Source organism: Geobacillus sp. ZGt-1, from assembly GCF_001026865.1.
GTDB classification, from domain to species: Bacteria; Bacillota; Bacilli; order Bacillales; family Anoxybacillaceae; genus Geobacillus; species Geobacillus thermoleovorans.
On the sequence record NZ_LDPD01000007.1, the window covers coordinates 3,794 to 13,670 of the forward strand.

Below are 9,877 nucleotides of genomic sequence, written 5' to 3' on the forward strand. Positions count from 1 at the left end.
CGTGAGCGTAGGTGGGAGAGAGTTCAAGTAGGGAGGGAGTCCCCCGTTTCCAACAGCAGGAAAGTGGGGGGAAGATCAAATGAACAATTGGGCGTCGGCTTCGCCGCCATGAATTTGCACAAACATCGTTTGGATGGCTTGAAGCTGGCGCTTGGCGGTTTCTTCTGGCGTTGATGGGAGAAAGTAAACGATTTGCAAAGCGTTTTTCGTTTCTCTCGTCACGGCGGTCCGCTCCGAATCGACGATCGGACTGCCAAACGGCCCTCGTTCATCTTTGCTGACGAGTTTGTTGGCAAAGTTGACTGTGCGGCCGTTTAACGCGATGTATTCATCTTGTTCCGTGCCGATCGTGAGCGTCACTGTCCCGTTGATGCGGTCTAGATCATAGATGCCGAGCGGAATTTTATAATAGAGTGAAAAAAAGTTGTTTATGTCCGCCGCTGAATGGATAGGCGGAATGAAGCTTTTTTTCTGGATGCGTCGGTACAGGCTTTCACTTGACGGTCGATAGCGGCTTGGGTCCGTTCCGATTTGTTTGAAAGTACGGCGCCATTCGACCATCTCAGGGATGTCGGCAATCGACTTTTCCTGCAGCTCGATGTAAAGAGATTCTTGAAACAGCTCAAGCCTCCCCCTTAACATTTGCGGTGAATCGCTGACCTCGATATGATGATAGCGGATGACGCCGAATTTACCAGAAGGAAGGCGTTGCTTTAGTTGTTCTGATATCACGCATTTCATCTTGATCACCTCGGATTTCATTTTACCATATATGACGAAAGGAGGGAAAACGATGGATGTTATGGCATTAAAGCAGGAAGTCATTGAGTACAGTCGGTCAATCGGCATTGATAAAATCGGATTTGCGAGCGCTGATCCGTTTGTTGAATTAAAGGAACGGCTGCGCCGCCAGCAGGAGCTCGGCTATCAGTCCGGTTTTGAGGAACCAGATATTGAGAAACGGACGAATCCTTCATTGCTTCTTCCGGAAGCAAAATCGATTATTGCCATTGCTCTTGCCTATCCGTCTAAAATGAAAAATGCGCCGCGGGGGACAAAGACGGAACGGCGCGGCGTTTTTTGCCGCGCTTCATGGGGAAAGGACTACCACGATGTGTTGCGGGAACGTTTGCAGCAGCTCGAGGAGTTTTTGCTGGCCAAAGTGCCCCATGCCCGCGTTCGCTCGATGGTGGATACCGGAGAGCTCGCTGATCGGGCGGTGGCGGAACGAGCAGGGATCGGTTGGAGCGGCAAGAACTGCTCTATTATTACACCGGAGTTTGGATCGTATGTGTATTTGGGAGAAATGATTACGAATATTCCATTTCCCCCTGATGAACCGGTTGAAAACCGATGCGGCACGTGCACGAAATGCATTGATGCCTGCCCGACCGGGGCGCTTGTGCAAGGGGGGCAACTGAACGCACAGCGGTGCCTTTCCTTTTTAACGCAAACGAAAGGCTTTTTAGCCGACGAGTTTCGGGAGAAAATCGGGAACCGGCTGTACGGCTGCGATACATGCCAGCAAGTCTGCCCGGAAAATAAGGGGAAAGACTTTCATTTGCATCCAGAATTCGAGCCGGATCCGGAAGCGGTAAAGCCGAAGCTCATCCCGCTGCTTCAGATGAGCAACCGTGAATTTAAAGAAACATTTGGGGCCATGGCGGGTTCATGGCGTGGGAAAAAGCCGATTCAGCGCAATGCCATTCTGGCGCTCGCCCATTACAAAGACCAAACCGCGGTGCCGCACTTACTGCGTTTGTTGAAAGAGGATAGCCGTCCCGTCATCCGCGGGACGGCGGCGTGGGCGCTCGGGAAAATCGGGGATCCAAGCGCTAAGCCTTACTTGGAGGCCGCGCGGCAAACGGAGGCGGATGCCGATGTGATCGCTGAGATTGAAAAAGGACTGAAACTGTTGGCTGAGGCAAAGGAATAGGGAAAAAAACGCAGCTTCCCCACATAAGGTAGTAACAAAAACGAAAGTGGTGGAAAGCAGCATGAAAAAACAGTTGCGCGCGTGGTTGGATGAGCGAGCCCGCTCGTTTGTGTCGGAAAGCAATATCCGAAGCGAAGAGGCGGCAAGAAAGCAACGGCTTTGCCAAAAGCGCGGTGCGGAGATCGTCCGTTGCACGATCCGGGGACAAATTGTCGGCAGGCAGACCATCGAGCGGGAAGCGAAAGTTATGTATATTGCCCACCATCAATTTTTAATTAAGCAAAGGGGTTCACTATATATAGAAGAACAGGTTGAGGAGCGATGCGCCTGTTTTGTTCGCGGTGAGCTTGTAACTGATGAACCGATCAACCGGTTGGGGAGGGATATGGAGGCGCCGCGCGTCGAACGAGAGCAATGGACGGGGGAGCGTCTTTCTTACCAGTATGACCGCGCCCGGGCGGTGCGGTATGCGGAAACGTGGTGGAATCGGCATAACCCGGTGTTTCCGTCGTTTCCGGTGGATTGCACGAATTTTGTCTCTCAATGCTTGTATGCAGGCGGGGCGCCGATGACGGGCTATCCGAACCGGGCGAGGGGATGGTGGTGTCAAAACGGAAGTTGGAGTTACAGCTGGGCTGTGGCCCATGCTTTTCGTTGGTATTTGAGCGGGTCGCGCATCGGCTTGCAGGCGGTGGAAGTGGCGGAGCCGGAGCAATTGATGGCAGGTGATGTCATCTGTTATGATTTTCAAGGGGACGGACGCTTCGACCACTCAACGATTGTGGTGGCGAAAGATCAGAACGGGATGCCGCTTGTGAACGCCCATACGACAAACAGCCGAATGCGCTATTGGTCGTATGAAGATTCAAGCGCCTATACGCCGAACATTCGCTATAAGTTTTTTCACATCATCGATCGCAAATAAACGTTGCTGAGGTGAAGGAAATGCCGCTTCATGTAGTGCTATACCAGCCAGAAATTCCAGCCAATACTGGAAACATCGCTCGTACGTGCGCAGCAACCGATACGTCGCTCCATTTGATCCGCCCGCTCGGTTTTTCTACGGATGATAAAATGTTAAAGCGCGCCGGGCTTGATTATTGGCCGTATGTCAATATTTCGTATTATGACTCGCTTGACGAACTATTCGCCCGCTTTCCGGAAGGGGAGTTTTATTTCATTACGAAATTCGGGCGCCGGTATTATGATTCGTTTGATTTCAGCGATACAGAAAAACATATTTTCTTTGTGTTCGGCCGTGAAACGACCGGACTGCCGAAGGAGCTGCTTGAGGCCAATATGGACCGTTGCCTTCGCATCCCGATGAATGACAAAGTGCGCTCGTTAAACTTGTCGAACACGGCGGCCATTTTAGTGTACGAAGCGTTGCGCCAACAACGGTTTTATGGGTTGTCATAAACAAAAAAACGACCTTCGCTCTGGAGGTCGTTTTTTTGGTCTTATTGTCTGACGCCTGGTTTGTCTTCATAGCCAGCGGTGAAAATGGCCGTCAAAAACGCAATGATAACCCCTAGCACAAGCAAAGTGCGCATCGTTTGTTCCTCCTTCATAATGAAAGTGGCAGGCGTTTCCCCTTTTATTATAGCGAATATGGCCAAGCATGTGAATGACCGCAGTTGGTTGTTAGGAGACAAAATTTTTTTTTGCGGCGAATGATACGGGACATCCTCGCATAAATTGTAATAATCTTGCTGTTAGACATCCAAGGGTGAGGAGGTCCTTTATGGATATTTTGCAAAAAATCGCCCGGTATCGGGAAGAAGAAGAAAAGTTGAAATGGGAAGGAACGTTTGCTGAGTATTTAAAGATTTTAAAAGAAAAGCCGTGGGTGGCCCAGTCGGCTCATTCGCGTGTTTATAATATGATCAAAGATGCTGGGGTCGAAGAGGTGAATGGGCGGAAACGATATAAGTTTTTCAGCCAGCACCTGTTCGGGCTTGAGGAGGCGCTTGAGCGGCTCGTTGAGGAATATTTCCACCCGGCGGCGAAGCGGCTTGATGTGCGGAAACGGATTTTGCTGCTGATGGGGCCAGTTGGCGGCGGGAAGTCGACGCTTGTGACTTTGCTAAAGCGTGGGCTTGAAGAGTATTCAAAAACAGAGCGCGGCGCGGTGTATGCCATTAAAGGGTGCCCGATGCATGAAGATCCGCTTCACCTCATTCCTCACCATTTGCGCGACGATTTTTACCGCGAATACGGCATTCGCATCGAAGGCGAGCTGTCGCCGCTCAATATGATGCGGCTTGAGAAAGAGTACGGCGGACGCATTGAAGACGTGCTAGTGGAGCGCATTTTCTTCTCGGAAAACCGCCGCGTCGGCATCGGGACGTTCAGTCCGTCTGATCCAAAATCGCAAGACATCGCCGATTTAACGGGAAGCATCGATTTTTCAACGATCGCGGAATACGGCTCCGAGTCCGACCCGCGCGCGTACCGGTTTGACGGCGAGCTGAACAAAGCCAACCGCGGGATTATGGAATTTCAAGAGATGTTAAAGTGCGATGAAAAATTTCTTTGGCATTTGCTGTCGCTGACGCAAGAAGGCAATTTCAAGGCTGGGCGGTTTGCTTTAATCAGCGCCGACGAATTGATTATCGCTCATACGAACGAAACGGAATATCGGTCGTTCATCGCCAACAAAAAGAACGAGGCGCTCCATTCGCGCATCATCGTCATGCCGATTCCATACAACTTGCGCGTCTCGGAAGAAGAGCGCATTTACGAAAAAATGATCCGCGAAAGCGATGTCGCCGACGTGCATATCGCTCCACATACGTTGCGGATTGCGGCCATGTTTACGATTTTGACGCGGTTGAAAGAATCGAAGCGGCCGGATGTGGATTTATTGAAGAAAATGCGCTTGTATGATGGCGAAATGATCGAAGGATTCAGCGAGGTCGATGTGGAGGAGCTGAAAAAGGAGCATCCGGACGAGGGGATGAGCGGCATCGACCCACGCTATGTCATCAACCGCATTTCTGCCTGCATCATTCGCAAAGGAGTGCCGTCGATCAATGCGCTTGACGTGCTTCGTTCGTTGAAAGAAGGGTTGGATCAGCATCCGTCGATCACGAAGGAAGACCGCGAGCGGTACTTGAACTTCATTTCGCTTGTGCGTAAAGAATATGACGAAATCGCCAAACAAGAAGTGCAAAAGGCGTTCGTCTATTCGTATGAAGAGTCGGCGAAAACGTTGATGGATAACTATTTGGACAACGTCGAGGCGTACTGCAACAAGACGAAACTGCGCGATCCGCTCACTGGCGAGGAAATGAATCCGGATGAAAAGCTGATGCGCTCGATCGAGGAACAAATCGGCATTTCCGAAAATGCGAAAAAAGCGTTTCGTGAAGAAATTTTAATCCGCATTTCCGCCTATGCGCGCAAAGGGCAGCGATTTGATTACAACTCGCATGAACGGCTGCGCGAGGCAATCCAGAAAAAACTGTTCGCTGATCTAAAAGATATTGTGAAAATTACAACGTCGACGAAAACACCGGATGAGCAGCAGTTGAAAAAAATTAACGAAGTCGTCGCCCGCCTCATTGATGAATACGGGTACAACTCCACGTCAGCCAACGAATTGCTCCGCTATGTCGGCAGCTTGTTGAACCGCTAGGCATGCCTCAAGCGCTGAGGCATGCTTTTTTTATCCTCCTCCTCTGTCTGACCGAGTTGCACAGGGAGGGTCGAGCAAAGACGACGCAGCGAGCTTCGCTAAAAGGAAGAGAACAAGAGGGCGCGAAGCTGATAATCGGGCTTGTCTACTTTTCTATTTTCCTCATTCATTGGTCAATTATTTTGAATTTTTGCATACGATAAAATAAACCAACTTGGCATAGTGATGGCCCGTTTTGATGACGCCAACATAAGTATATGCGGGAAAGCGAAAAGTGTGAAAATGATTTTTTCAAAGGAGGGGAAAACATGAAGGGGAATTTTGTTGTATCGAAGGAAGACTGGTCCCTCCACCGCAAAGGATATGATGATCAAAAGCGCCATCAAGAAAAAGTGAAGGAAGCGATCAAAAACAATTTGCCCGACTTAATTACGGAAGAAAGCATTATCATGTCCAACGGGCGCGATGTGATTAAAATTCCGATCCGCTCGCTCGATGAATACAAAATCCGCTACAATTATGAGAAAAACAAACACGTCGGCCAAGGAAATGGAGACAGCCAAGTCGGTGATGTGGTGGCCCGAGACGGAAGCGGGGAGGGGCAGGGGCCAGGAAAAGGCCAAGGTGCTGGCGATTTGCCGGGCCAAGATTATTACGAAGCTGAAGTGTCGCTGATGGAGATTGAGGAAGCGTTCTTTAGCCAATTGGAGCTGCCCAACTTGCAACGAAAAGAGCTGGATCAAAATGTAACCCAACATATCGAATTTAACGACATCCGCCGCACCGGGCTGATGGGGAATATCGATAAGAAGCGGACGATGCTCGCTGCCTTCAAGCGCAATGCCATGAACGGCAAACCAGGCTTTTATCCGATTTACCGTGAAGATTTGAAGTTTAAAACGTGGAACGAAGTCGTCAAACCAGAATCGAAGGCGGTCGTCTTGGCGATGATGGACACAAGCGGATCGATGGGCATGTGGGAAAAATATATGGCACGCAGCTTTTTCTTCTGGATGACCCGCTTTTTGCGCACGAAATACGAAACAGTGGACATCGCCTTTATCGCCCATCATACGGAAGCAAAAGTCGTCAGTGAGGAGGAGTTTTTCACGAAAGGGGAAAGCGGTGGAACGATTTGCTCATCAGCCTACCGCAAGGCGCTTGAACTCATTGAGACAAAATATCCACCGTCGCGCTACAACATTTATCCGTTCCACTTCTCGGACGGCGACAACCTGACATCGGACAATGCCCGCTGCGTGAAGCTTGTTCAGGAGCTGATGAAAGTATCGAACATGTTTGGGTATGGGGAAGTCAACCAGTACAACCGTTCACCCTCTACCCTCATGCGAGCATACGGCAACATGAAACACGAGAAATTCAGGTACTATATTTTAAAGCAAAAGTCCGATGTGTTCCAGGCATTGAAACATTTCTTTTCCGCAGAAAAAAAAGGAGGCCGTCGCCTCTAGATCCTAGATCCTAGGATAAAGCTGAATGGTAAACTGGTCTTTCTTCGTCCATTCCGGTTTTCTTAGGTATGTCGCTTTCTCAAGCACCGACTTGAGAAGGCGATTTTTCTTTTCTACGTCATCTGTGAGGCGATAGGCGTCGAGCACCTTCTTGACTGTCGGGATGTATTCGTTGATGTTCTTTTCTTTCAGCTGCTCCTTGTCGATTTCCTCCCGTAGTTGATCGATTTTCTCTTGGGTTTTCTTGATCCGGCTGACGATCGTTTGCTGGCGCTCAAGGAACGTCTCGATCGTATAGACGCCTCGCTCTAGCAAGTCGTGCAGGGCGTCCTTTTGTTTGTGGAGCTCTCGGAGCTCTTTTTCTTTTTTCTCAATGGCCTTTTGCTTTAGCGGGATGACTGAACGCTGCTCTTTCCGTGCGAACGTATCCTCTTGCACCTCGAACTGATCGACGAACTCGGCGAGAGATTGCAAGATTTTCTCCTCAACGAGCGGCAGCAGCGCTCCCTTTTGCACACCTTTGCATTTCGGATTTGGGCAACGCACAAGCGGATGAGGGCGGTCTTTACGCGGCTGATACCACATCGTATAGCCACAGACTTCGCATTTCAGCAATCCAGCCAGCGGGTTGGCTAACGGTTTGCTTTCCACCGTAGAGGGGCGCCATCGGCTCCGATACGCTTTGTTGGCGGCTTCCCAGAGCTCCTTAGACACAAGGGGTTCATGGGCGTTCTCTTTGACATACCAGCGCTCTCTCGGCATTTTCTTGCGCTTATACCTGCCGTTTTGTTTAATGTATTTCACCTTGCCCCAGATGATGTGGCCGAGATACACCTCATTTTTGATTATGGCGCTGATCGTTGAAGGAGACCAAAAGGCACGCTTTTCATCGGGCGGCTTTACGCCAAGTCGATCCAACTCAGCGGCAATGGCCTGGCGTCCGTGTCCATCACGCACCATCTCGAATATTTTCACCACGACCCATGACGTTTCCGGATCAGGGTAGAGCTTGAGTTGTTCGTCGCGAAGATAGCCATACGGGGGCTTTTTTGAGATGGAACGGCCTTTCGCAGCCGAGTCACGCCGGCCACCTTGGAGGCGCTTCGTAATGACTTTGAGCTCTTCGCGTGACACGATGGACTTTACTCCGAAAACGAGCTCCCATGTCTCGCTTTCCGGGTCATAGACTTCCGTCGGGGTGATGATTTTCGTTCCCGAATAGCGAAAGGCGCGGTCTAGAATCCCCTGATCGAGCATATCCCCACGGCCGAGGCGGTCAATGTCCATGACAAGCACCGCATCAGCCACTCCCGTTTCCAGCTCGCGCAAAAGCTTCTGAATCTCGGAGCGTTCAGCGATGGACTCGCCGGACACAATCTCTTCAAAGATGCCGAGAATATTGTGTCCTTCTTTACGCGCCACGGCCAGCAAGTTATCCCGATGCCGTTGCAATGTATCGTATGACGCGCCGGACTCAGCGGCTTTTTTCTCTTCCTCGATATCCTTCCGGCTTTTGCGAAGATAGATGAACACGTCCAAGTTTCTTGGTCTATACATAAAACCACCTCTATCCCAGTATATAACTTGCTATCACCATACACAATAAAAGAAATAGTCCACTGTCGGGACTATTGTTTGATCAATATTCGGTTTTTTATTTGTGACAGGCGACTTTTGCATAATTCTGGAGTCACTTTAAACATATTCACCATGTGTTCAATTATGTGCGGCTCGTTCCAATCAATAAACTTCAGCATATGGAACGGAATGGCCGCATACTTGGTAAAGTGAGTGGCATCCCATTCCTGGAGTTCACGGAACGCTTCCGGCAACATGCTTTGCACTCCGGCATGACGAAGCACATGGCACAATTCATGAAAAAAGGCCTCACGCTTTTCTTCAAGAGATAAGCGAGAATCAACGACGATGCAACGGAACCGGCCGACCACTTGATGGGATGACGGAAAAGGTTTCTCGCGTAGGAAAATATTCATCCGTCGAGCTATGTATACCGGATCGATCTGAGAAGGACGGAAAAGGCCGAGTCGTTGATACAGGTTCGTTACCCAATCTTCGAGTGCGGTGGTATAGTAATGACGCAAGTCCATATAATCCCCTCCCTAAGGAGATTATACGAACTAATGTTTGTTTTTGGCAATAAGGATAACTTGTTCACTCATTATTCTTTTAGTGGGCATTTTGTGGTAAAATGAAAATTTGAATAAAGTGTTATGGAGCGATGTATATGCTTACTGATTTTGATATCAGGGCGGAATTGATTAAAAAAATTGAAAAGGAAAATCAAAATAAGCACTACAGAATTATTGAAGAGCTGTCCATTTGCGATGGACGTGCTCGGGCCGATATTGTTGTCGCTAATGGTTTTCTGCACGGGTACGAAATTAAAAGTGATCATGATACGCTAGAGCGTCTTGCTCGACAAATAGAATGGTACGATAAAACATTTGATAAAATAACCATTGTGGTAGGGAAGAAATTTGCTTCAAACATTGTGGAATTGGTGCCAGAACATTGGGGAATAGAGGTTGCCTATTTGAATAAATTCAATCAAGTCTCTTTAAAGAAGATTAGGGCTTGCAAGAAAAACAAAAATGTTTCAGGGGAAAATCTTCTCGACTTATTGTGGAACGCCGAGATTAAGTCTCTTCTCAAGCAAAAAAACGTAAAAAATTTTTCTCGCAAGCCCAAACCGGAATTAAAAAAAATGGTTTTAGAATCAATTAGCTTTAACGATATTAGAAATTTCACTAGAGAAACGTTAAAAACTAGAATTGGTTGGAGAGATAGTTTAGGATGAACACTATATGG

The 9,877-nt window shown here is 48.9% G+C and carries 9 protein-coding genes; 6 read left to right on the top strand and 3 right to left on the bottom strand.

From position 1 onward, the window contains the following. Positions 1–75 precede the first annotated feature (75 nt). Positions 76–741, bottom strand: coding sequence for a B3/4 domain-containing protein (locus VU18_RS02055; protein WP_011229985.1), 666 nt, complete (start codon positions 739–741; stop codon positions 76–78). Positions 742–793: 52 nt separating this feature from the next. Between VU18_RS02055 and queG the strand changes: the two genes are divergently transcribed. The 5 genes from queG (at position 794) to yhbH (ending at position 7,048) form a co-directional block, all read left to right on the top strand. Then, on the top strand, positions 794–1,936 hold the full coding sequence (gene queG / locus VU18_RS02060; protein WP_011229986.1) for a tRNA epoxyqueuosine(34) reductase QueG: 1,143 nt from the start codon (positions 794–796) through the stop codon (positions 1,934–1,936). Positions 1,937–1,997: 61 nt separating this feature from the next. Beyond that, on the top strand, positions 1,998–2,861 hold the full coding sequence (locus tag VU18_RS02065; RefSeq protein ID WP_011229987.1) for an amidase domain-containing protein: 864 nt from the start codon (positions 1,998–2,000) through the stop codon (positions 2,859–2,861). Positions 2,862–2,881: 20 nt separating this feature from the next. Beyond that, positions 2,882–3,355: a tRNA (uridine(34)/cytosine(34)/5-carboxymethylaminomethyluridine(34)-2'-O)-methyltransferase TrmL gene (gene trmL, locus VU18_RS02070; RefSeq protein ID WP_011229988.1), complete on the top strand. Its 474-nt coding sequence runs from the start codon at positions 2,882–2,884 to the stop codon at positions 3,353–3,355. A gap of 325 nt (positions 3,356–3,680) precedes the next feature. Beyond that, the gene (locus tag VU18_RS02075; RefSeq protein ID WP_011229990.1) at positions 3,681–5,576 is read left to right on the top strand and encodes a PrkA family serine protein kinase; all 1,896 of its coding nucleotides are present in this window, start codon (positions 3,681–3,683) and stop codon (positions 5,574–5,576) included. Positions 5,577–5,884: 308 nt separating this feature from the next. Continuing rightward, positions 5,885–7,048 (top strand): sporulation protein YhbH, encoded by a 1,164-nt coding sequence (gene yhbH, locus VU18_RS02080; RefSeq protein WP_023634360.1) that lies wholly within the window; start codon positions 5,885–5,887, stop codon positions 7,046–7,048. 3 nt (positions 7,049–7,051) lie between these two features. On the opposite strand, the gene VU18_RS02085 is transcribed toward yhbH, so the two are convergent. Together VU18_RS02085 and VU18_RS02090 are read right to left on the bottom strand one after the other, a co-directional pair. Beyond that, entirely contained in the window at positions 7,052–8,605 is a 1,554-nt protein-coding gene (locus tag VU18_RS02085) for a recombinase family protein (protein WP_047757558.1), read from the bottom strand. A 71-nt stretch (positions 8,606–8,676) separates the two neighbouring features. Beyond that, on the bottom strand, positions 8,677–9,156 hold the full coding sequence (locus VU18_RS02090) for an ImmA/IrrE family metallo-endopeptidase (RefSeq protein ID WP_047757559.1): 480 nt from the start codon (positions 9,154–9,156) through the stop codon (positions 8,677–8,679). Between the two features lie 137 nt (positions 9,157–9,293). Between VU18_RS02090 and VU18_RS02095 the strand changes: the two genes are divergently transcribed. After that, positions 9,294–9,866 carry a sce7726 family protein gene (locus VU18_RS02095; RefSeq protein WP_053003350.1) on the top strand — a complete coding sequence of 191 codons (573 nt, stop codon included), beginning with the start codon at positions 9,294–9,296 and terminating at the stop codon, positions 9,864–9,866. The last annotated feature ends 11 nt before the right edge of the window (positions 9,867–9,877 follow it).

What these genes read in the sequence shown, in the direction of transcription:
- VU18_RS02055 (WP_011229985.1), bottom strand. Translation starts at nt 741, where the DNA reads ATGAAATGCGTGATATCAGAACAACTAAAGCAACGCCTTCCTTCTGGT.
- queG (WP_011229986.1), top strand. Translation starts at nt 794, where the DNA reads ATGGATGTTATGGCATTAAAGCAGGAAGTCATTGAGTACAGTCGGTCA.
- VU18_RS02065 (WP_011229987.1), top strand. Translation starts at nt 1,998, where the DNA reads ATGAAAAAACAGTTGCGCGCGTGGTTGGATGAGCGAGCCCGCTCGTTT.
- trmL (WP_011229988.1), top strand. Translation starts at nt 2,882, where the DNA reads ATGCCGCTTCATGTAGTGCTATACCAGCCAGAAATTCCAGCCAATACT.
- VU18_RS02075 (WP_011229990.1), top strand. Translation starts at nt 3,681, where the DNA reads ATGGATATTTTGCAAAAAATCGCCCGGTATCGGGAAGAAGAAGAAAAG.
- yhbH (WP_023634360.1), top strand. Translation starts at nt 5,885, where the DNA reads ATGAAGGGGAATTTTGTTGTATCGAAGGAAGACTGGTCCCTCCACCGC.
- VU18_RS02085 (WP_047757558.1), bottom strand. Translation starts at nt 8,605, where the DNA reads ATGTATAGACCAAGAAACTTGGACGTGTTCATCTATCTTCGCAAAAGC.
- VU18_RS02090 (WP_047757559.1), bottom strand. Translation starts at nt 9,156, where the DNA reads ATGGACTTGCGTCATTACTATACCACCGCACTCGAAGATTGGGTAACG.
- VU18_RS02095 (WP_053003350.1), top strand. Translation starts at nt 9,294, where the DNA reads ATGCTTACTGATTTTGATATCAGGGCGGAATTGATTAAAAAAATTGAA.